Source organism: Tumidithrix elongata BACA0141, assembly GCF_036349135.1.
Lineage (GTDB): Bacteria > Cyanobacteriota > Cyanobacteriia > Pseudanabaenales > Pseudanabaenaceae > Tumidithrix > Tumidithrix elongata.
Map to the genome: position 1 here is coordinate 21,877 of NZ_JAZBJZ010000040.1, position 21,150 is coordinate 43,026.

At 43.9% G+C, this 21,150-nt stretch carries 20 protein-coding genes and 1 pseudogene; 9 read left to right on the plus strand and 12 right to left on the minus strand.

Annotated elements, in window-relative coordinates; genetic code table 11:
- Positions 1-358 precede the first annotated feature (358 nt).
- From V2H45_RS11540 to trxA, 5 genes are all read right to left on the minus strand, one after another.
- The gene (locus V2H45_RS11540) at positions 359-661 is read right to left on the minus strand and encodes a EutN/CcmL family microcompartment protein (protein WP_330483801.1); all 303 of its coding nucleotides are present in this window, start codon (positions 659-661) and stop codon (positions 359-361) included.
- 131 nt (positions 662-792) lie between these two features.
- Positions 793-1,134, minus strand: coding sequence for a carbon dioxide-concentrating mechanism protein CcmK (locus V2H45_RS11545; RefSeq protein ID WP_330483802.1), 342 nt, complete (start codon positions 1,132-1,134; stop codon positions 793-795).
- A 124-nt stretch (positions 1,135-1,258) separates the two neighbouring features.
- Positions 1,259-1,567 (minus strand): carbon dioxide-concentrating mechanism protein CcmK, encoded by a 309-nt coding sequence (locus tag V2H45_RS11550; RefSeq protein WP_330483803.1) that lies wholly within the window; start codon positions 1,565-1,567, stop codon positions 1,259-1,261.
- A gap of 536 nt (positions 1,568-2,103) precedes the next feature.
- Entirely contained in the window at positions 2,104-2,652 is a 549-nt protein-coding gene (gene pyrR, locus V2H45_RS11555) for a bifunctional pyr operon transcriptional regulator/uracil phosphoribosyltransferase PyrR (protein ID WP_330483804.1), read from the minus strand.
- Positions 2,653-2,721: 69 nt separating this feature from the next.
- Complete coding sequence (trxA, locus tag V2H45_RS11560; protein ID WP_330483805.1) at positions 2,722-3,045, minus strand: thioredoxin; 324 nt, start codon at positions 3,043-3,045, stop codon at positions 2,722-2,724.
- 432 nt (positions 3,046-3,477) lie between these two features.
- Here trxA and V2H45_RS11565 point away from each other — a divergent pair, with 432 nt between their 5' ends.
- From V2H45_RS11565 to V2H45_RS11575, 3 genes are all read left to right on the plus strand, one after another.
- Positions 3,478-4,842 (plus strand): AmpG family muropeptide MFS transporter, encoded by a 1,365-nt coding sequence (locus V2H45_RS11565; RefSeq protein ID WP_330483806.1) that lies wholly within the window; start codon positions 3,478-3,480, stop codon positions 4,840-4,842.
- Between the two features lie 103 nt (positions 4,843-4,945).
- Entirely contained in the window at positions 4,946-5,710 is a 765-nt protein-coding gene (locus V2H45_RS11570; RefSeq protein WP_330483807.1) for an ABC transporter ATP-binding protein, read from the plus strand.
- 78 nt (positions 5,711-5,788) lie between these two features.
- Positions 5,789-6,064: a PepSY domain-containing protein gene (locus tag V2H45_RS11575; protein WP_330483808.1), complete on the plus strand. Its 276-nt coding sequence runs from the start codon at positions 5,789-5,791 to the stop codon at positions 6,062-6,064.
- A gap of 47 nt (positions 6,065-6,111) precedes the next feature.
- Here the strand turns inward: V2H45_RS11575 and V2H45_RS11580 are convergent, their stop codons facing one another.
- From V2H45_RS11580 to V2H45_RS11610, 7 genes are all read right to left on the minus strand, one after another.
- The gene (locus tag V2H45_RS11580) at positions 6,112-8,088 is read right to left on the minus strand and encodes a glycosyltransferase (protein ID WP_330483809.1); all 1,977 of its coding nucleotides are present in this window, start codon (positions 8,086-8,088) and stop codon (positions 6,112-6,114) included.
- A 44-nt stretch (positions 8,089-8,132) separates the two neighbouring features.
- On the minus strand, positions 8,133-8,936 hold the full coding sequence (locus tag V2H45_RS11585; protein ID WP_330483810.1) for a class I SAM-dependent methyltransferase: 804 nt from the start codon (positions 8,934-8,936) through the stop codon (positions 8,133-8,135).
- Between the two features lie 107 nt (positions 8,937-9,043).
- Positions 9,044-9,877: a glycosyltransferase family 2 protein gene (locus tag V2H45_RS11590; RefSeq protein ID WP_330483811.1), complete on the minus strand. Its 834-nt coding sequence runs from the start codon at positions 9,875-9,877 to the stop codon at positions 9,044-9,046.
- 89 nt (positions 9,878-9,966) lie between these two features.
- On the minus strand, positions 9,967-11,259 hold the full coding sequence (locus tag V2H45_RS11595; RefSeq protein ID WP_408648771.1) for an ABC transporter ATP-binding protein: 1,293 nt from the start codon (positions 11,257-11,259) through the stop codon (positions 9,967-9,969).
- A 169-nt stretch (positions 11,260-11,428) separates the two neighbouring features.
- A complete protein-coding gene (locus V2H45_RS11600) occupies positions 11,429-12,061 on the minus strand; it encodes a response regulator transcription factor (protein ID WP_330483813.1) in 633 nt (210 codons plus the stop codon).
- Positions 12,062-12,075: 14 nt separating this feature from the next.
- Positions 12,076-13,176, minus strand: a complete 1,101-nt coding sequence (locus V2H45_RS11605; RefSeq protein WP_330483814.1) for a sensor histidine kinase — start codon at positions 13,174-13,176, stop codon at positions 12,076-12,078.
- A 21-nt stretch (positions 13,177-13,197) separates the two neighbouring features.
- The gene (locus V2H45_RS11610; RefSeq protein ID WP_330483815.1) at positions 13,198-13,911 is read right to left on the minus strand and encodes a Uma2 family endonuclease; all 714 of its coding nucleotides are present in this window, start codon (positions 13,909-13,911) and stop codon (positions 13,198-13,200) included.
- A gap of 319 nt (positions 13,912-14,230) precedes the next feature.
- Between V2H45_RS11610 and kdpA the strand changes: the two genes are divergently transcribed.
- The 6 genes and pseudogenes from kdpA to V2H45_RS11640 form a co-directional block, all read left to right on the plus strand.
- Positions 14,231-16,018 (plus strand): potassium-transporting ATPase subunit KdpA, encoded by a 1,788-nt coding sequence (gene kdpA / locus V2H45_RS11615; protein ID WP_330483816.1) that lies wholly within the window; start codon positions 14,231-14,233, stop codon positions 16,016-16,018.
- Positions 16,019-16,266: 248 nt separating this feature from the next.
- A complete protein-coding gene (gene kdpB / locus V2H45_RS11620) occupies positions 16,267-18,330 on the plus strand; it encodes a potassium-transporting ATPase subunit KdpB (RefSeq protein WP_330483817.1) in 2,064 nt (687 codons plus the stop codon).
- 34 nt (positions 18,331-18,364) lie between these two features.
- Positions 18,365-18,595 (plus strand): potassium-transporting ATPase subunit F, encoded by a 231-nt coding sequence (locus V2H45_RS11625; protein WP_330483818.1) that lies wholly within the window; start codon positions 18,365-18,367, stop codon positions 18,593-18,595.
- Positions 18,596-18,608: 13 nt separating this feature from the next.
- On the plus strand, positions 18,609-19,214 hold the full coding sequence (gene kdpC, locus V2H45_RS11630) for a K(+)-transporting ATPase subunit C (protein ID WP_330483819.1): 606 nt from the start codon (positions 18,609-18,611) through the stop codon (positions 19,212-19,214).
- Between the two features lie 26 nt (positions 19,215-19,240).
- Entirely contained in the window at positions 19,241-20,425 is a 1,185-nt protein-coding gene (locus tag V2H45_RS11635) for a sensor histidine kinase KdpD (RefSeq protein ID WP_330483820.1), read from the plus strand.
- Between the two features lie 289 nt (positions 20,426-20,714).
- Positions 20,715-21,150, plus strand: a pseudogene (locus V2H45_RS11640) (hypothetical protein); the annotation flags it as partial.

A 21,150-nucleotide genomic window follows, 5' to 3' on the forward strand; every position in this document is an offset into this window, starting at 1 on the left:
GTGCCATAAAACTTCCTTGATTACCGCGATCGCGGCGACATCGGTGAGCTAAAAGCGCACTCTCCAAATAACGATTACAATGACAAAAATGACTTAAATACGTCTGCAAATCCTTTAACTAAATAGCTTATTTAGGCTTATTTAGTTAGTCAACTGACCGAACGCCCAAGGGCGAGAGGATGTGAAGCCTGATTAATATACATGCTTGATAAATCTGGAATAAATCTTCGGACTGCGAGACATCACAAAACCGATAAGATTCTCTCTAAATAATTTTCTCACGAATTGATTAGCCTTGAATATTTTTGGATCGAAATATTTTGATCGAAATAAAATATTTCGCTCGAAATCGTAAGCGTTATCTTCCTTCAGATTTTTTGCTGTAGAGAAGGTAATTATCAAGGCTAACTGTATCAATGATTGCTATCACAGCAGCGTCAATGGGACGTTTTTCACTATCTCGTACAAGACGTGCACCACTACCACGACTAACGAGTACCCACTCTTCTACACCTGCTCCTACAGTATCGGCTGCCACTTCATAGTCCATCGAGAGTTGTCCTTCAATATCAATGAGTTGCAACATCAAAAACTTAGTTCCTGATAGATTGTCCTCTTTGTATGTACTGACAACTGTGCCGACAACTTTAGCAATTTGCATGATTCTATAGAGAGGTGAAAAAGAGTCGCGAAGTTTGAATTGAGATCGCCATGGCGATTAAGTTCATGATTCTTGACTCGCAGTCATTTCGTGGCCGATAACCCTATAGGGCTAGGTCTACATTAAGCGCTTTATGGTCTGTTTAGAGGACGGATAGCGTTAACATTATCGCGGAATTGTTCAACTTCTTCGGTGTAGCGAATCGGTAGAACGTATTCTAAGTTTTCATGAGGACGAGCAATGATGTGGGTAGATAGCACTTGTCCACCATTGACTCTCTTAACAGACTCAGTACCAGCGGCAACTGAAGCTTGTACTTCAGAGACATCCCCTCTAACGATAACGGTTACACGGCCACTACCAATCTTTTCGTAACCAACAAGGGTGACACGGGCGGCCTTGACCATAGCATCTGCGGCTTCGACTACGGCTGGGAAGCCTAGTGTTTCGATCATGCCAACTGCGATCGCCATAAAATATACTCTCCTTAAAGTTCAGTGATAGATTTTCAGTGGTTTACTATTTCTAGAACAGTAATGTTTTAGAAATTAGTCATTCATAATTCGGAATTGCTCAGATCGATATGATTCGCGTTGCTCAAAAAGCGAATTGTTCTACTTCACGCGTATAGCGAATAGGTAAGACATATTCGAGGTTTTCATGAGGTCTGGCAATAATGTGGGTAGATACAACCTCACCACCATTGACTCGCTTCGCCGACTCAACGCCTGCTGATACGGAGGCTTGTACCTCAGACACGTCACCTCTAACGATGACGGTTACACGCCCGCTACCAATCTTTTCGTAACCGACAAGAGTGACACGAGCGGCTTTGACCATAGCATCTGCTGCTTCGACAATAGCAGGAAAGCCTCTGGTCTCAATCATTCCAACTGCAATGGGCATATTATGTTGATATCCTATGGCTTTATATAGAGGCTGATGACAGCCATAAAGCAATTTGTACTTCAAGAAATGCGATGAGACAGAGTAAAAATACTTAGTTTTTCATCTAGTGAATTGATTCCAAATTGCTTAAGCTCTAGGCAAGAATTAACCTGAGCGCAACTTTAAATTTTAGCTAGGATTGTGAACATATTTGATATTAATTTTTAATGATTAATACAACGCAATATTCTTCAATTGCTAAGTTCACAAAACGACCAAAAAGTTAAGTGGAATTTGCTACGAGGATAGCCATGATCGAAATTAAAATTCGATAACGGACTATTCAAGTTTGCTTACCTATATATCAGCATAAGCAGTGAGTTTGCATTTTGCAACATAAGTTACGATGATTAATCTAAATGCCTGACATAATAGGTGGTTATACTTAATGTCAGCTTAGCTTAATATCGGTTTGGGATGCGATCGCCCTTACCAAAGCATCTCAAAGCTCGTCTGGCTTTTCGGAAGTGAAGCTTCTGCCTATCTACTCAGTTCTACTCAGCGATCGGCTTGATCAGAACGACCCCATCTCGTTGGTCAAGGTCTTGGAGAAAAACTTTTATCTGCTCGTCTTTGGCAGTGGGTAGAGTTTTCCCAACAAAATCGGGATGAATCGGTAGCTCCCTATGCCCTCGATCTACTAAAACCAACAGCCTAACCACTTTAGGTCTGCCATAGTCATGGATTGCACTCAGCGCCGCACCAATCGTACGACCGCTGAAAATAACATCGTCCACGAGAACGACTAACTTGCCGTTAATATCAAACGGGATTTCTGTTTTACCAGGCGCACGTAAACCAATCCGATCTAAATCATCTCGGTAAAACGTAATATCGATCGCACCTACAGGCACAGAAACGCCTTCTAAGAGCAGAATCTGTTTGGCAATTAGCTCACCTAAAGGGACGCCTCTGGTACGAATACCCAATAAGGCAATCTCTGACAAACTGCTACTACCCTCAATCACCTGAGATGCTAATCGATTTACAGTACGACGTAATTCATCAGCAGAAAGAATCTCAACCGTTTTTTGCTTAGGCACACAAATTAGGTTCTTTAGCTAGATAGGCTTTTGAATATTATGCTTACTGGCAAGGATGCCAAGATATGTTTAGAGATATTTCTCAATCGTACCTGCAAGTGTAGCCTTAGGAACAGCGCCAACAACTACATCAACTCTTTGACCTGCCTTGAACAGCATGAGTGTAGGGATACTCCGAATGCCATACTGACTGGCAACATTAGGGTTCTCATCGGTGTTGAGCTTCACAACTTTGATTTTGCCTTCATATTGCTCGGCAATTTCATCAACCACAGGAGCTACCATGCGACAAGGACCACACCAAGGTGCCCAGAAATCAACCAGAACAGGCACTTCGCTGTTTATTACGTCCTGCTCAAAGCTAGAATCTGTGACTGCAACCGCTGATGACATGTTCTGTTAACTCCCTATGGTAATAAGTGGACAGCTTTTAAGGCAAATAACTTTGTAGCTAGTATAACAGTTAAGTGCAGGAACACAAAAAACGATCTATGCCCAACGACATGTATTTTTAAACTAGGGTTCTTAGAAAAAGCGCCATCCTAAAATCTAGAAATCTCCATCACTTCAGTCTCTTCGGTGACGATTTAGACTAATGTGTAAGTATTCCTGCTCATTCACAAAGAATATATAAGAAACCGCCTAGACAAATTGCCTAGGCGGAATGTGGTGTGAGGAGTGAACGGAAACTTTCGTCTCCGCTTATCTATATATTGTAATCTAATCTCAAGGATTGTTATTAGCTACATGCAATGTCTTCAGAATTGTGTAGAGATTTTATCAATTTATGTATTCTTCTTAACCAATGAGAGCCACTGTTAACCAATGAGAGCCACTGAATCTTTGCTGAAGGTATTTCAAAGTCGGAAGATGGCTGCTCTCTTGTTATTAGGTTTTTCGTCAGGCTTGCCCTATGCCTTAACAGATGATGCTTTTAGAGCTTGGATGACAAAGGCTCAGCTAGATTTAAGCACCATAGGCCTGCTTGGCTTGATTAACCTACCCTACTCGTTAAAATTTCTGTGGGCTCCCTTTATCGATCGCTTTGTCCCCCCTTTTTTAGGACGACGACGCGGGTGGATGGTCATTACACAGGTGGGTTTATTGCTGGCAATTTTGCTAATTTCGGCACAAATGGCGAGTCTGATCGCTTTACCTGTTACAGAACGATCAGGTGCGCTCGGTGCTTTGACCATTACGGCTTTGGCGATCGCTTTTCTGAGTGCTACCCAAGATATTGTGATTGATGCCTATCGTACCGATGTTCTAGAAGAGCGAGAACTTGGCGCAGGCGCGGGAATTTGGACGGCAGGTTATCGAGCGGCACTGATCTTAACAGGGGTTATAGGGTTTAATCTTGCTGATCGGATTAGTTGGCATTGGGTGTATGCCTTGATGGCGATTTTAATGGCAGTAGGTATATTTACAGCAACCTGGTCGCCCGAACCCGTTCGTCCTGCTACGCCACCAGAGACCCTCGATCGCGCGGTGATCGGCCCCTTTTTGGAATTTTTTCGCAGACTGGGCTGGCAGCAGGTCGTTCTGACCTTAATCTTCATCATTCTTTATCGCTTGGGTGATGCCATGGTTAGCAAGATGGCAGTTCCGTTTTTGGGCGGGAAAGGACTGGGATTTAGCGATGCGGATATTGGCAATGTCAGGCAGGGGTTAGGGTTATTTGCCACAATTGTGGGCACGTTAACGGGGGGAGCAATTCTCAGCCAAATTGGTATCAACCGATCGCTATGGATATTTGGATTTTTACAGGCAGTGAGCAATTTAGGCTATTACGCCCTCGCGATCGCGGGGAAAAATCTCTACTGGCTGATTGCTGCCATTAATGTTGAGAACTTTTGTGGTGGTTTAGGAACGGCTGCATTCCTCGGTTTTTTGATGAGTCTATGCAATCCTAGTTTTTCGGCAACGCAGTTTGCTTTATTTTCTAGTCTTTTTGCCGTAGGTCGCGATCTATTGGCTTCTCCTGCCGCTGGCGAAATCGCACAACGATTGCAACAGTATGTTCCTACACAACCTGCTCTCAGCGAAATGATTTATTTAGCAGGAAGCGATCGCAAAGGGTGGCCTTTATTCTTTTTGATTACGCTAATTGCCGCAATCCCCGGACTACTGCTTTTACCCTTTTTTGCACCTTGGAATACCAAACATGATGCGAATCTTGATGATGGATAGAATTCAGTTGTCAGTTGTCAGTTGTCAGTTGTCAGTTGTCAGTTAACAGTTCAAGAGCCAAAGGCTTTTTTCTTAAAATTCGCGATTAAAAGGAGGTAAAAACTTGGAAGAAAGTTGTTTGGATATCAGGTCAATTACCCGTCGTTTTGGTGGCTTGGTCGCAGTCAATCAAGTCTCTTTTTCGGTGAACCGAAATGAGATTTTTGGCTTGATTGGTCCAAATGGAGCGGGAAAAACGACCCTATTCAATATGATTACGGGATTATTGTCTCCCTCTAGCGGCAAACTGGTTTATGAAGGGCGAGACATTACCAAATTGCGGTCTCATCGAATTGCGGCTTGCGGTATTGCGCGAACATTCCAAAATATTCGGCTCTTTGGTGAATTGTCGGCATTAGAAAATGTAGCGATCGCGCACCATATTCATACTAAAACAGGTATCTTTCGCGGCATTTTAGGCTTGCCACCAACAGCCAGAGAGGAACGTCACACCCGAAACAACGCCCGTTCGCTTCTCGATTTGGTTGGTTTAGTTGAGAAAGCCGATCAAAAAGCTAAAAACTTTGCCTATGGCGATCAGCGCCGCCTCGAAATTGCCCGTGCTTTGGCTTTACAGCCCCAAGTTCTGTTATTGGACGAACCCGCCGCAGGCATGAATCCCAATGAAAAGAAACAGTTGAGCGAGTTCATTCGCCAGATTCGCGACCAGTTTAACTTGACAGTGCTGTTGATCGAGCATCACGTTCCATTGGTGATGGGGCTATGCGATCGCATTGCGGTTTTAGACTTTGGTCAATTGATTGCGTTGGGCGAACCTGAAGTGGTTAAAAACGATCCTGCGGTAATTGAAGCCTATTTGGGGGATTGAGGCGATGTAAATGTGCGAAGATCTGTTGTATTTCTTATTGGTTACCTTTCCACCAAAAATCATAGGGACAAACGCATGATGAAATTTTTCCTTTTTCGCAAGTTGCATCGTTATATAGCGCTTGCTGTTTGCCTTCCTCTCTTTCTAACGCTGATCACAGGAATGTTGATTACGGTTGTCCAAGAATGGCAGTTAGATATTGGCGTAAAATCTAACCTACTTTTACGGATTCATACCGGTGAGATCTTCCATTTGCAGGCTTTTTATCCAATTCTCAATGGATTGGGACTGATCGGATTGATTGTGACGGGCTTGAGCATATCAGGCTTATTTAGGAAGCAGCAGCGATCGTAATTGTGGCAGCAGAATAAGGGTTTCGGCTTATCCTGAACTAACGTTATTTAGGCTTGACGTAAGCGCAAAAATCCCATTACAAGACCCAATAGAGATCTTTTCCCATACATACGATATATACAATAGGCTCTTGTCAAGTAATAGGATAATAATTGAATTGAATTGGAATTCTGAGAAAGATGCTCCTTTTGAATATCTAATCTTTTCATAGTTAGCTCTAACTGAAATCTAGGTTCAAGCAGACTGAGTAAACTCTCAAAGAGTTTTACTTTTTCAATCATGCCCCGATCTTCAGAAAGCAAAATGCATTTAACTAGTTGTTTTGCTAACATCTCTTCAAATAGACTAAATGGTTTGCTGTCTTTTATAAGCTTCGTTACATGATTCAGAATATTGGCACTGTCCTGCTTAAATACTTCATTGGTATCTAACACGCGACTAATTCTTTGAGGAATCTCTACAGCCAAATAGAGATCCATAAACTGTCTCCAAATTTCAGCTTCAATTTTGGCTAATCTCCCTGAAGAGATCCAATTTTCAATAAAGATCTGAGAGTCTCGGTCAAATAGTAAGTCAGCTTTTGCAGATCGATAGGGTAAAGTTGCCCCGCCGATATGAGTTACCGTAGTATAGGGCGTACAAATAATCTGATGACCTGCTTCCCAAACTTTTAAACTGTAATCAAGATCTAAAAAATACTTTTTATACTTATCGTTAAATCTGATTTCTCTGCATTTACGCATATCAATCAAAAGCAGCGCACTACATAAGCATTGACAGACTCTTGGTTGATTGGGTAAATCAGTTAGATGTGCGTGCGTACCTAATCCATCGCCTTTAAGATAAACACCCGAAAAGGAAATTCTACCTCTACGATCTTTATGCATGGGGGCAACTACACCCGTGCGATCGTCTACTGATTTGAGCAATCCTTGCAACCATCCATCCTCTACAAAGACATCATCATCCATAATTACAAGAAAATCAGTTTTGACGATATCGAGAACCTTGTTAATCTCTCTAGAATGATTAAAGTCTTTGGTGCCATTGTTATCAAGAATAATTAACTCAAAATCGTTTGTGTACCGTTTTAACTGCGCTAAACATCTACGTGCGTGAGGCTTATAGATACTTGATGTGACTACAGCAATGGTAACTTTATCCTTTACTTCTACCCGATCTGAGCTAGATGTATTAACTTGTCCAATAAATTGAGGTTTACGATAACTAAAGGAATCTCTCAAATCTCGCAACAAGCTCTCGTGTACGATCTGTTGTTGATGCATTCTATGTGAGTCAATGAGATTTATTAGCTTTAAGGCATCTATTTTCCGTTGCTCAAAGGTTGATTGAAAAAATTGCTCGTCTTTGTCAATAATTTGCTGATTGGGTAGATAAACTTTATGGTCGGTAGATTTGAAGACTTGACTTTGAAGTTTCTGTTGTGGATCTAAGCTTTCACGGAGGGCGTAATTGTCATGCTCGAAGATCACATCTGGCAGATAGACGATTCGCTTGTATCCTAGATAAGCCAAAAGATTGTAAATCTCGTAGATATGATCGTCAATACGATATCTTTGATACTCAGGAGCGCAGATACCAATTTCCAAACAAGATTTTCGAGAGAGCATGGGGAAAGTAGGTAACTTTTCCCGAAAGAGAAGATCGTTGACATGAATCAGCACCACATCATCTTCAAACCTCGTTAGTACATCAGCGATCGCTCGATCCCAACCTTTAGTCCGAACGATTATATCGTCGTTGACCAGCATGACATAACGTCCACAAGATGCCTCAAAGCAAGCACGGTTCAGATTACCCATCGTAGAACCTTTAGGCAAAATAACCTTCTTCAGTTGAAGTTCATTATGAATGATATCCTGACTAGCTAAATCATCTTCATCAATGGCAAGAATGATTTCTATCTCTTTGAGGTTTTCGGTTGTATCGACCAGACTTTGAAAGAAGCGATATACTAGTTCGACGCGATCGCATGTTGGCAGCAATAAGGAAAAGGTAGTCATCGTATTATCGGTACTCATTAATTCACGATTTATCAGTAGGGCATTCACTTGATCTTGCGAAAGAAATAGTTGGGCGTTTTGCACACTAGTTCGTAGGCAGGATTGGCAATCACCTCAGCAACTACTTTCTTGCAATCAAAAGGCGAATCATCAGCAGAATCATCAAAAAGCACAAAACCACCCGGCAAGAGATAGCGATCGATGCCGAGAAAGTCTTCTTTGGCTGCCTCATAGGTATGAGCCCCATCGATATAGGCAAAGCTGATTGAACCACCAAACTCTATTGAACGACCAAACACATCTTGAGCGGTTGACTTAGCATGCCAATTTTCTAAAAAATTTCCAGATAAGTCTTCTATTGCGTAGGGTTTTCTATTTCCACTAAAAAGTTCTAAATTCATTTCAAATACTTTTTTAGCATAGTCACGATATTCCTTGCGACTAGCATCAAAATAACCACCAATGGGTTCTTCGGTACATTCAAACAACCAAGGATCGCAACTAAAAAATGGGTTCTTGCGATCGTGCTTAATTGTGAGGTAAGCAATAATATTGGTAGATAACCCTAGAAACGAACCAATCTCAATAACTGCACCATTCTCAGGCATCTGTTTGATCGCATAATCAAACGCAGCAATGTTGCCATGTCCCGCAGAAAGCCATCCTCCTAAAATCTGACAGATCCATTGAATATATTCATCAGATTCAATGCTTTGTTTACTTTCATGAAATCCCTTAAGCTCATCATTCTGTTGATGTTTTGAACGATGAATCAGTTGCCTAATTAAACCTGTTAAAATAGGTGGGGTAACCCCAAAGAATATCTGCTTTGCCAATCGATTGATCATAATTTTTAAAAGCTTTGAGTCCAATTCAATTTACCCATTCTCATTATCCTAAATCACAGCTTATAGCTTTAATCCCCCACGTACTAATAAAACACTTTGCATTAAAATCAACCGTTTTTTAGCCTATTCTTTAACTGATGCCAAAAATTACGAAGTTTCCAAAACCTGCTACTTTCCATAGCTTCAATTTTTTGCCTTAACTCAAGCTCAGTTTTTTGCTTGGACTCCAGCAATCTTTTATAGATGTACTCAAATCCTGGGTTGTTTACAAATTCCCAATTTTCCATAGCCCAATGTTTATCTACCCCCTCACCTAATTTGTCATGCCACTCATTAAAAAAAATCTCTTTATCTTTATCAAAATAATTTTTTAAGTTATCTGATTTTATAGAATCATGAATATCCTTTACGATAAGAACCGCATCTTCACAGACCTCAACTCTTCCACCCAAAAGCCAAACTCGAAGGCACAAATCAGGATCTACCCAAGCAGTTCTATAACTTGGGTTGAAGAGTCCACCCACCATTTCAGCAGTTCCTTTAGATATGCATCCCCATCCAGCATACAATCTACCGTAAACACTGAAGACTGGGAACTTCTCTCCACTCATATATTGTGGGGAGAACCCCGCAATGAATGGTTCTTTCTTTGTTTTTATAAAGTCAAGCATGATAGATAGGCAGTTTATTGCAGGAGACACATCATCAGACAAGTAAACTACGTATTCTCCTGAAGATTTTTTATACGCTAGATTCATGGCTGCAACCGTCCCTGATGGAGTTTCTTCACGAACATGAACTACTCTATCTCCAGTTACTAAAAATGGGCTAACAACAACAATTTCATAGTCTACGTTCGCATTTGTCTCAGCAAACTCTTCTATTCTTTGCAAGATCTCAGTAGGTCGCAGTGTTGGAATGAGAAGACTAATTTTTGACATACCTAATTCCTCAATACTAACAAATTTATTTTAAAACTTTCAACTATCTATCTTGCTACTTAAAAAGTATAAAACAATACAATAACTACTCAATCAATCTTGTCCACCTGCCAATTTAGTCTTGGGCGTACACCAGCATCAATCCATTCATACTGAAAATTCCCACGAACTCCTTCTGGATCGAGTCTATCTGTAACACTAAAGCATAGGATATCATCCCCCCTCGCATGGATGTTATGATGTCCTGTAATAATTCCATAGCTGACAGAAATTGTTCCATCATTCAGAAAGTCCATTGGAATTTCACAAACACTTCGATATAGACCTAAAGGGTATTCCACATCTTTCCACGGAGAATCTAAATTATCCTTGGAAGCAAAAGTAATTTGTCCAATTTCATTACGGAAGAAAAATTCGACAAAAACTCGAACTTCTTTTAAAACATAAAATTCTATTTCTACAAAGACTGGATCTCTAACATCAAAAGTAGTACAGACCTTGTTTTCCTTATCGACAATTCGTATAGCTCTCACACGCACAAATTCATCCCCAGGAGATTTATTCAAGTCTGACCAAACCTGTTGCCCTGCTGAATAACTTGTAGCTGAAGTGAGATATTGTTGTATAACTGAGCCTGCAGCTCCATCAAGGACTAAGTTTCCTTGATTCATCAGTATACATCTGTCGCAAAGAAAGTTGATCGTTCCCATATTATGGCTAACAAATATGACGGTTCTTCCTTCGGATGACAAATTTTCAATTTTCCCAAGACACTTTTTCTGAAATTCTCCATCTCCCACTGCTAAAACTTCATCAACAATTAAGATCTCAGGTTCCAATTGTGCTGCTACAGCAAATGCCAGTCGGGTATACATTCCACTAGAAAAGTGCTTTACAGGAGTATCAAGAAATTTTTCTACCCCTGAAAAGTCAACAATTTCGTCAAATTTTTTACTAATCTCAACTTTACTCATACCGAGAATGGCACCATTGAGAAAGATATTCTCTCGACCCGTGAGTTCTGGATGAAAGCCTGTTCCTACCTCCAATAAACTGGCAACCCTTCCTTTAATAGCAATACGTCCAGAAGTTGGTTCGGTAATGCGACTGAGGATTTTCAATAAAGTTGATTTCCCTGCACCATTGCGACCAATAATGCCAACGACTTCTCCCTGTTTAATTTCAAAGGAAACATCTCTCAATGCCCAAAATTCTTCATAGCTAGGAGCTTCTACTTTCTGATAGGGATTGAATATTCTTTGAGTAATGGATTTAGCCGTGTTTGACAATAGATCGCGCAGTGTCGAATTACGCTGTTGCATTTGATGCCCAATCATGTACTTTTTACTGAGTTTTTCCACATGAATGACAGTTTCAGGCATTTTGCTTCCAACAATGTATAGCTATGTAGATTCTCGCAAATCAAGATGAGAAATAACAGCAATCAAAGACCACACCAGAATATATTGGTAGGTTTTGTTACCTAAAAGTATCTTACCCAAGCTAAGACAGATTACGATCGCTTTAGCGCACCATTATGAGTTAGACCAGTTAGATTAAGCCATTTTGAAAGGCAAAGATGGCGGCTTGGGCGCGATCGCTGACGCCTAATTTATGCAAAATCGTATGGACGTGAACTCTGACCGTTCCAGGCGCAATATAAAGAATATCGGCAATTTCATGGTTGGTTTTTCCTTCTGTAATCAGAACGAGAATTTCTTGCTCTCGCTTGGTTAGGGAATTGGGCGTTGATTCAGGGCTAGATTTGAAATTTCTTTGAAAGGCTGCTTGAATTTCGCCTGTGACGGACTGATCCCACCAAGAAGCCCCTGCTGCTAGCGATCGCAATGCCAAAATTAGGACTTTGGCTTCAATTCCCTTCAGGCAATATCCCTTTGCCCCAGCTTCGATAAGTTGAGCAATCAAAGATTTTTGGGCGCGCGAAGTCAGGATTAGAATCGGAAGTTGCGGTTTAGCCTGTAGAATTTGACGGCAGGCCTCAATGCCACCAATGCCGGGCAAGCCGACATCTAGCACGACTACATCGATAGGTAATTGTTGCGCTAGTTGAACTGCCGTTTCACCATCGCTCGCTTCGGCTAACACATCAATGCCCTCTTGCTGGAGTGCTACCCGCAAACCTAAGCGAAACAATTCATCATCTTCTACCAACAAAATCTTCATGGCATGAATAGGGCTTAATTAGGTAGCGTAAAGCCAAACATAGCACCTTTAGGAGCTTGGTTTTCTGCCCAAATTTTACCGCCATGGGCTTCGATAATTTGACGGCTGAGATAAAGCCCCAAGCCCGAACCCGTATTGAGTCGGCGGTAGGCATCTGGATGGGAATCGCTTTCACCTTGATAAAACCGATCGAATAGGTGGGGCAAATCTTCTGGGGCAATCCCTGACCCCGTATCTAAAACTTTGGCAATACAGATATGGGGAGGCGCTTCTAAAATTAGCCGAATTTCACTGCCACGAATGCTGTGGTGCAGAGCATTGGCAAGTAAATTCACAAATACTCGTTCTAATTGCAGAGCATCGGCATGTAACCAAAAATGGGCAAAACTACTCGTGACTTCCATCCGAATTTCGATCTCGCGACTGGAGGCGATCGCGGCGATCGCTTCCGTAGCTTCTCTGGCAATTTCCACGAGGTTTACCCTTGTAACCTGTAGCCTTAGTCCTCTGGCATCGTTATGAAATACATCCAAAAGCATCTGAACGATGCGCAGGGTATTTCCATGACTTTTTCGCAGGGTTTCAAATACTTGCTGTTGCTCGGGTGTGACCTCGCCAAATTTTCCGTTGGCAAGAAATCGCATCATTTCGATCGCACCCAGTAAGGGTGTCTTGAGATCGTGGGTGAGGGTGGCGATAAAATCTTCTCTCACCTTTGCCAAGGCTTCTTGCGCGTGCAACTGTACTTTCACCTTGGTCATATCCTCAGCATAGTCACGATTGCGATCGGTGAGAATGAAGGTGACGATTAAGGCAATTATCGCGATCGTGCGGTTGGCTACCGTTGAGGCGGCAAAAGCTGTCCCCCCTGGAATCCATAGATCGCCCAAGGTCAAGACGATCGCCAAGGCATAAATCCAGAGAGAAGTGGAACGGCGAAAACGAGAACCCACGATCGCGAGTGGAGCGGTATAGAGGTAGCCAAAGATATAGTCTGGTGGCGTTGAATATTCCATCACTGCGATCGCAATAAATAGAGCGATCGCGACTACACGCGCATCAAATTCCATGCCAGCAATAAATAAACTATTTTGTGGGTGGGATGGGGTGGGCATGGAATCAAGACAAAGTGATTTTTATTGAGGAAGTTCGCCAAAGCGATCGCGATATTGTTTGAGCATTGCCTCCATATCGACAAGCTTTTGAGTAGCTTCCTCGGCACGTAGCCGTTCTTGCTCAGCCCGTAAGCTTTCTTGCTCGGCTCGTAAACTTTCTTGCTCTAACATCCTATGGATTTCAATATAAGAATAGAACTTAGTTCCATCAGGTCGATAGATTTGAAGTTCATCGGCTGACAAATCGAAGCGAATACCGAGTCTAGGACTAACCCAATTATGAGATTCGGGAATGCTATCCAAACTACTACCATGTCTAACCCAGATTTCTAGATTGTCATTCTCAGGGTTATAAATGTAGTACTCTTCAACGCCGTAGCGATCGTAGAAAAGCAGTTTTTTTGCCATGTCTACAGACTTATTGCTGGGCGAGAGAATCTCGAAGACAACTTGAGGAGCGATATTGTCCTCTTCCCATTGTTTGTAGGAGCCTCTGTCTCCTTTAGGGCGACCAAATACCACCATCGTGTCTGGGGCAGCCGAAATTTCAGTTTGTCCCTCAACGGGATACCACAATAAATCGCCAGCAACAAAGACCTGAGGGTCGTTGCTGTATAGCCAGTCAATATTTTGCTGGATTGTCAAAATCCATCGGAACTGCTTGGTATTGTCTGCCATTGGTTTCCCATCGCTTTCGGGATAAATAATTTCAGTTTTGCTCAGTTGGCTGACCATGGGTTTTGGCTCCTGAACTCATTGGTTGCTTTTATTATATAGCGAAGGATTGGGAGCGCTTAGCTGGGTTTGTTTGCAGCGATCGCGAATAGATTGCAGATGATGACTTTGACCGATGGGAAGTGGCTTTGAGCCCGTGCAATCCTTAACGAATCGCGTTTAGATGGTTTCTAAACACAACCTATATCAAGCTTATAAATCACGCCTAAACGCCAGACTATACCTTGCGCAACATGGATTTTCGCGCAAAGATCGAGGGGTTATCGAGTTTACGTTCGAGTCTGTCGATCGCATCTTAAGCACTCGCATTTTAAGCAATATGTTTCAAGGATTTCTGCAAATCGCCCTCACCTTACTGACGATCGTCGCGATCGCGCCCTTTTTGGGCAACTACATGGCGCGTGTATTTCTTGAAGAGAAAACCTTTCTAGATCCCGTGGTACTGCCCATTGAGCGATTTATCTATGCCCTGTTTGGCATTCACAAAAGTAAATCGAATGGGAATATGACAGGCTGGCAATATATTCGTGCCTTGCTCTATAGCAACCTCGTCATGGCTGCGTTCATCTACGCGATCTTTACGTTTCAAGGGTCGCTGCCGCTCAATCCTACGGGCTTGCCTGCGCCCACTTGGGACACTTCTTTGCACACGGCGATCTCGTTTGTTACGAATACGAATCAACAGCATTATTCTGGCGAAACGACCTTTAGCCACTTCAGTCAGATGTTCGCTTTGGGGTTTATGTTTTTCACCTCAGCGGGAACGGGTCTGGCGGTGGGAATTGCCTTCATTCGCGGTTTAACGGGGCGATCGCTGGGAGATTTCTATCGCGATTTAACGCTTGCGATTACACGCATCCTATTACCACTCTCGATCGTGGGCGGCATCTTATTACTGATTGCGGGCGTGCCTGAGACCTTAGCTGCTCCAAAAATAATTACGACCCTAGAGGGTGCAACCCAAGCGATCGCACTGGGCCCCGTCGCTCACTTTGAAATTATCAAGCAATTGGGCGAGAATGGTGGTGGTTTTTTTGCGATTAACTCCGCCCATCCCTTTGAGAACCCTAGTGCTGCCTCAAACCTGATCGCAACGATTGCTATGGTTGCCATTCCATCTTCCCTGATTTATACCTATGGCATCTTTGCTAACAATCGCAAGCAAGGTTGGTTAATTTTCTGGATGGTGTTTGGAATTGCCTTAGTCCTGATTGCTATCGCTGCGATCGGTGAGTTTCAAGGCAATCCCTTAGTTAACAGTTCCCTCGGCTCCCTAGGCACAAATGCACCTAATCTAGAAGGGAAAGAAGTTCGCTTCGGCTGGGCGCAGACAGCTTTATTTGCAGCAATCACGACGGCTACCATGTGCGGTGCGGTAAATGGCATGCATGACTCTCTCATGCCCACGGGTGGTTTTGTCACCCTGTTCAATATGTTCTTGCAGATCGTTTGGGGCGGACAGGGTACAGGCACCGCTTATATCTTTGTCATGCTGATTTTGACCGTATTTCTCACGGGGCTGATGGTAGGACGTACACCAGAATTTCTCGGTCGCAAAATTGAGAAACGCGAAATCGTTCTCTCTAGCGTAATTTTGCTCGTTCATCCCATTGCGATCTTGATTCCAACGGCAATTACCCTCGCCTTTCCCGACTTTCTATCTACTTTCACCAATCCTGGATTGACCGATCCCGCTCAAATCAAAGCCGTAGCCGATGCTTGGAGTACAAGTGGGGCAAGCAATCCCACCTTTCACGGTCTTTCTCAGATCGTCTATGAATATACTTCAGCCGCCGCCAATAACGGTTCGGGATTTGAGGGCTTGGGCGATAGTCAACCCGCCCCAACCGCTCTATGGTGGAATCTCAGCACTTGCTTTAGCCTTTTGGCAGGACGCTATGTGCCGATTATCGCATTACTCCTCCTCGCTGAGAGTATGACGAATAAGCAACCCGTACCGCAAACAGCAGGCACGCTCCGCACCGATACAGGACTGTTTACGGGCGTAACCACTGGGGTAATTCTCATCCTCGGCGCACTTACCTTCTTCCCCGTTCTAGCTCTCGGTGCGATCGCTGAAGCATTCCAGATTGCTAGAGGTGGCTAGCCTTAGAACCTTTGTCCCTGCACTTTCTTCTAAAGTTTCCTGTTGCTTCGTTTTGGGTTTAGATCCCCCCCAGCCCCCCTTAATAAGGGGGGAGAATCTAGAAAGTCCCCCTTATTAAGGGGGATGCCCGATAGGGCAGGGGGATCAAACCCTTTGGATAAATGGAATGTGAGCATAAGGCAGTCACATTCAGAAGGATGTGCAGTAACTCTCCTCATCCGACTAATATAAATTCATAACTGTTCCCTATGACAAATCCATCGCGCCGCAAAACGGCAAAAGTTGATACTTCTGGACTCTATCAAAGGGCAATTCTAGAGTCCTTTACCAAGCTCAATCCCCGCATTGCCGTCAAGAACCCTGTCATGTTCATCGTCTGGATCGGTACGATTGTCACAGCCCTTGTGACGATTGAGCCCAATCTCTTCGGTCAGGCGAGTGGAACGAATCCTAGACTGCTAAATGGGTTAATTACGTTCATCCTGTTTTTTACGGTGGTATTTGCCAACTTTGCTGAAGCTGTAGCCGAAGGACGAGGCAAGGCACAGGCAGATTCGCTCAGAGCCACCAAGTCAGATACCACAGCACGCAAATTACTTCCCGATGGTTCGATTCAAGAGATCAGTTCCACGGCGCTCAGAAAAGACGATACGATTAAAGTTGTCGCTGGAGATATGATTCCCGCCGATGGTGAAGTGATTGGTGGGATTGCCTCTGTGGATGAGTCTGCAATCACGGGTGAGTCGGCTCCCGTGCTTAAGGAACCGGGGTCTGATATGGCAAGCTCAGTTACAGGCGGAACGCGGATTATCTCAGACGAATTGGTGATTAGGGTCACTTCCGATCCTGGGAAGGGATTTATCGATCGCATGATTGCCCTTGTCGAAGGCGCCGAACGCAGTAAAACCCCCAATGAAATTGCCTTGACCGTACTTTTAGCCGTACTCACGCAGGTGTTTCTGATCGTGGTGGTGACCTTGCCACCGATCGCGAACGATGTCAAAAGTCCAGTCAGCGTAGCCTTGCTGATTTCTTTGCTCGTGGCACTGATTCCCACGACGATTGGCGGCTTGCTCAGTGCGATCGGAATTGCAGGCATGGATCGGGTCGCCCAGTTTAATGTAGTTGCCACCTCTGGACGTGCCGTAGAAGCCTGTGGTGATGTCAGTACGCTAATTCTCGATAAGACGGGTACAATTACGCTCGGTAATCGCCTAGCAGAAGAATTTATTCCCGTGAATGGAAATTCGCTCCAAGAGATGGCGAGCGTTGCTCTTGCTGCCAGTGTATTTGACGAGACCCCAGAAGGAAAGTCGATTGTCCGACTGGCAGAGAAGCTAGAGGCAACAGTGGATTTTGAGCGATCGCAAGCGGAGGGCATCGATTTCTCGGCAAAAACCAGAATGAGCGGTACAAATTTACCTGATGGGAAGGAAGTTCGCAAAGGTGCGGTGGAGTCGGTCAAGGGCTTCGTGCGATCGCGGGGTGGTGCCAGCGCTCAAATCTCCTCGGAATTGGATCTTGCCTACGAGCGGGTGTCTAGGCTGGGCGGTACGCCCCTAGCGGTTTGTCAAAACGATCGCATTTATGGCGTGATTTACCTCAAAGACATTATCAAACCCGGCATTCGCGAACGCTTCGATCAACTCAGGCGTATGGGTGTGCGCACGGTGATGCTGACCGGTGATAATCGGATTACGGCGGAAGTGATTGCCGCTGAAGCAGGGGTAGATGATTTTATTGCCGAAGCCACACCCGAAGATAAGATCAGCGTGATCCAACGCGAACAGGCGGAAGGTAAAATCGTAGCGATGACGGGAGATGGCACGAATGACGCTCCTGCCCTAGCCCAAGCCAATGTCGGCGTTGCCATGAACTCTGGTACGCAGGCAGCAAAGGAAGCAGCGAATATGGTGGATCTAGATTCCGATCCGACGAAGCTGATCGATTTGGTGACGATTGGGAAGCAACTCTTGATTACACGCGGAGCCTTGACCACATTTTCGATCGCCAATGATGTTGCCAAATACTTTGCGATTATTCCTGCGATGTTTGCTAGTGCGGGCATTGGTGGCATGAATGTATTATTTCTCAGCAGTCCGAATTCAGCCGTACTCTCGGCACTGATCTATAACGCCCTGATTATTCCAGCCCTGATTCCCTTAGCGCTCAAGGGCGTGCAATTCCGCCCCCTCACTGCCGATCAGCTTCTGCAACGGAATATTCTGATTTACGGGTTGGGTGGTGTGATTGCGCCCTTTATTGCAATTAAAGGCATCGATATCGCGATCGCAGCAGTGGGTCTTGCCTAATTCTATCGTTCTCAATTTTCACGAACCTAAACCTATGAACAGCAATCAAGTTTTCGCTCAAGTTAAGCAACAATGGCAAAAACGGAGAGTTCCCCTAAAGCTATTTCTGTTTATGTGTGCCAACCTCGCCGTTGCGCCAGCTATCTATGCCAATAACGAAGGGATTTCGCAAGGACAGGCTTACGCGATCGGGTTACTCATTCTTACGACCTTCGTTCTGTCTGTCTATCTATTTGTAGTCATGTTCGTACCTGAAAAATTTTAAAGGGAAAGTTTAAATGTTATTCCTGCGAGAAATCACTACTGCTATCCGTGCCACTCTCGTTCTGTGGGTGCTTACCACTGTGCTCTATCCTGTTTTGATGTTGGGAATTGGTGCAATCTTTCCCTATCAAGCAAACGGCAGCATAATTGTCAGTCAGGGGAAAGTTGTGGGTTCGGCTTTGATCGGACAGAACTTTACGGCTGACAAGTATTTTTGGGGTCGTCCCAGTACCACCAACTACAGCAGCTTTACGGATAAAGAGAAAGATCCTAAAAATATCGGTCAAACGACGGGTGTATCGGGAGCTAGCAACTATGCCCCCAGCAATCCCGATCTGCTCAAGCGCGTTTCAGATACCATAGGGAACCTCAAAAAAGCAGGTGTTACGCCAACCGCCGATCTGGTCTATACTTCTGGCTCTTCTCTCGACCCCCATATTACGCCTGAAGGTGCGAAAGCCCAGCTCGATCGCGTCGCAAAAGCGAGATCTTTACCTGCCGCCCAAATCGAACCTCTGATTGCCAAGAATACGGAAGCGAGATTCTTGGGTATCTTTGGAGAGCCTGCTGTGAATGTGCTTAAGTTAAATTTAGATCTAGATGTATTGAAGCCAATTTAGCCGAATCCTGATCGCAATCTACTCCCATGATTTCTTCTCAAGACGCCCAAAATCCTCAAAACGCCCAAAAGAGCGATACCCAAACCCATTACGAGCGACCTCAGCGGCGCGGCAAGCATAAGGTGTTTATTGGTATGGCTCCGGGGGTTGGGAAAACCTATCGGATGCTAGACGAAGCCCATCAAATGAAAGCGGATGGTATTGATGTCGCGATCGGCTTGGTCGAAACCCACGGTCGTAAGGAAACGGCAGCAAAAATCGAGGGTTTGGAGGTGATTCCATGTCAGCAGATCGTTCGGGGTGGGGTGACGCTCCCCGAGATGGATACCGAGGCGATTTTACAACGTCGGCCCCAAGTGGTTCTCATTGACGAACTCGCACATACGAATGTATTTGGTTCGCAACGAGAAAAGCGCTATCAGGATGTTGAAGTCATTCTTGCTGCTGGCATTGACGTGCTTTCGACTGTGAATATTCAGCATCTAGAGAGCCTCAACGATCTAGTTGCTAGAATTACTGGCGTGGTTGTGAGAGAGCGCATCCCCGATCCATTTTTGGATGAAGCGGATGAGTTGGTGGTTGTGGATGTAACACCTGAAACCTTAGAAGAACGTCTCAAAGAAGGAAAAATCTACGCTCCCAACAAGATTCAGCAATCCCTAGAAAACTTCTTTCAGCGTAAAAATCTAGTGGCTCTGCGCGAACTCGCCCTGCGCGAAGTTGCCGACAACATCGAAGAAGATCGCTATGAAGAGCAAAACTCCCTGCCTCGGAGTGCGATCGCGGGTCACAGCTCCACCAATAAATTTTGTAATATCCATGAAAGTGTGATGGTCTGCATCTCGACCTATCCCAACTCCATCCGCCTCCTGCGTCGTGGCGCGAGAATCGCCAGTTATATGAATGCGAGGCTATACATTCTCTTTGTCGAAAACCCCGATCGCTTTCTTACGAAAGAAGAAAGCTTACATATTGAGACCTGCGAACGCCTATGTCGCGAATTTAATGGAACCTTTTTACGGCAAAGCAGTCATGATGTTGCCAAAGCAATAATCGACATGGCAGATAAGTATCATATTACGCAAATTGTGATCGGAGAGAGTCTCAAATCACGCTGGGAAATGTTTTTAAAAGGTTCTCTCACGCAAAATATCGTGCGATCGCTAAAACATATCGATCTCCATATCATCGGTATCGATCGGGATGTATAGAGAAGTGTCAAGACATATATTTTAACGTGGGCTTGGGGCAATCATTTCGGAACAAGGCAAGCTACCTTGTTGGGACTAAAGGGTTTGAGCCCTCGCACATTTCTCTTACAAAACAGCAAAAAGCGTTGTTGTTTTTATTTGAAGACATACTCAATAAAGAGCGAGATCGCCTTAGCAATAGTAAATTGCTTTTCTTTGTAGGATTGTGGCATTTTACATTAAACTAAAATTTTAATGACTATTTATACAATTGTGGGATTTATAGGCGTAATGCCCGATCTAAATCAATATGCAAAGAAGAAAAATCCTGATTGCGACCAAAACCTATCCTTCTATAAGCCAAAAATATAAAGAAACGGTTTGCACAGCTGGGATCCTTTTAGATGACAATGAAAAACCCATACAATGGATTCGTATCTATCCAATTAGATATCGCGGACTAGATACTGACAAGAGGTATAAAAGATGGTCAATTATTAGCGCTGAGATCGAAAGAAACGAAAAAGACTTCAGAGAAGAGAGCTATAGGATCAATGACACATCCATCAATATTATTAGAGAGATAGGAACCAATAATAATTGGGAAGAGCGTAAATCCCTTGTTTTGCCTTTGGAGTTTAATTCAATTACTGAACTTCAATCACAAAAGAAATCCATAGGTATTATTAAACCTAGCCTGAATAATTCATCAGGGAGAGAAAGTGGAGAAAAAAAAGAGCCTAAAA

Bases quoted from the DNA above. Each gene is read 5' to 3' on its own strand.
- kdpC (WP_330483819.1), top strand. From the start codon at position 18,609: ATGTTATTCCTGCGAGAAATCACTACTGCTATCCGTGCCACTCTCGTT.
- V2H45_RS11595 (WP_408648771.1), bottom strand. From the start codon at position 11,259: ATGCCTGAAACTGTCATTCATGTGGAAAAACTCAGTAAAAAGTACATG.
- V2H45_RS11605 (WP_330483814.1), bottom strand. From the start codon at position 13,176: ATGCCCACCCCATCCCACCCACAAAATAGTTTATTTATTGCTGGCATG.
- V2H45_RS11610 (WP_330483815.1), bottom strand. From the start codon at position 13,911: ATGGTCAGCCAACTGAGCAAAACTGAAATTATTTATCCCGAAAGCGAT.
- V2H45_RS11600 (WP_330483813.1), bottom strand. From the start codon at position 12,061: ATGAAGATTTTGTTGGTAGAAGATGATGAATTGTTTCGCTTAGGTTTG.
- kdpA (WP_330483816.1), top strand. From the start codon at position 14,231: ATGTTTCAAGGATTTCTGCAAATCGCCCTCACCTTACTGACGATCGTC.
- V2H45_RS11565 (WP_330483806.1), top strand. From the start codon at position 3,478: ATGAGAGCCACTGAATCTTTGCTGAAGGTATTTCAAAGTCGGAAGATG.
- V2H45_RS11540 (WP_330483801.1), bottom strand. From the start codon at position 661: ATGCAAATTGCTAAAGTTGTCGGCACAGTTGTCAGTACATACAAAGAG.
- V2H45_RS11575 (WP_330483808.1), top strand. From the start codon at position 5,789: ATGAAATTTTTCCTTTTTCGCAAGTTGCATCGTTATATAGCGCTTGCT.
- V2H45_RS11550 (WP_330483803.1), bottom strand. From the start codon at position 1,567: ATGCCCATTGCAGTTGGAATGATTGAGACCAGAGGCTTTCCTGCTATT.
- V2H45_RS11590 (WP_330483811.1), bottom strand. From the start codon at position 9,877: ATGTCAAAAATTAGTCTTCTCATTCCAACACTGCGACCTACTGAGATC.
- V2H45_RS11580 (WP_330483809.1), bottom strand. From the start codon at position 8,088: ATGACTACCTTTTCCTTATTGCTGCCAACATGCGATCGCGTCGAACTA.
- V2H45_RS11625 (WP_330483818.1), top strand. From the start codon at position 18,365: ATGAACAGCAATCAAGTTTTCGCTCAAGTTAAGCAACAATGGCAAAAA.
- V2H45_RS11585 (WP_330483810.1), bottom strand. From the start codon at position 8,936: ATGATCAATCGATTGGCAAAGCAGATATTCTTTGGGGTTACCCCACCT.
- V2H45_RS11545 (WP_330483802.1), bottom strand. From the start codon at position 1,134: ATGGCGATCGCAGTTGGCATGATCGAAACACTAGGCTTCCCAGCCGTA.
- trxA (WP_330483805.1), bottom strand. From the start codon at position 3,045: ATGTCATCAGCGGTTGCAGTCACAGATTCTAGCTTTGAGCAGGACGTA.
- V2H45_RS11635 (WP_330483820.1), top strand. From the start codon at position 19,241: ATGATTTCTTCTCAAGACGCCCAAAATCCTCAAAACGCCCAAAAGAGC.
- kdpB (WP_330483817.1), top strand. From the start codon at position 16,267: ATGACAAATCCATCGCGCCGCAAAACGGCAAAAGTTGATACTTCTGGA.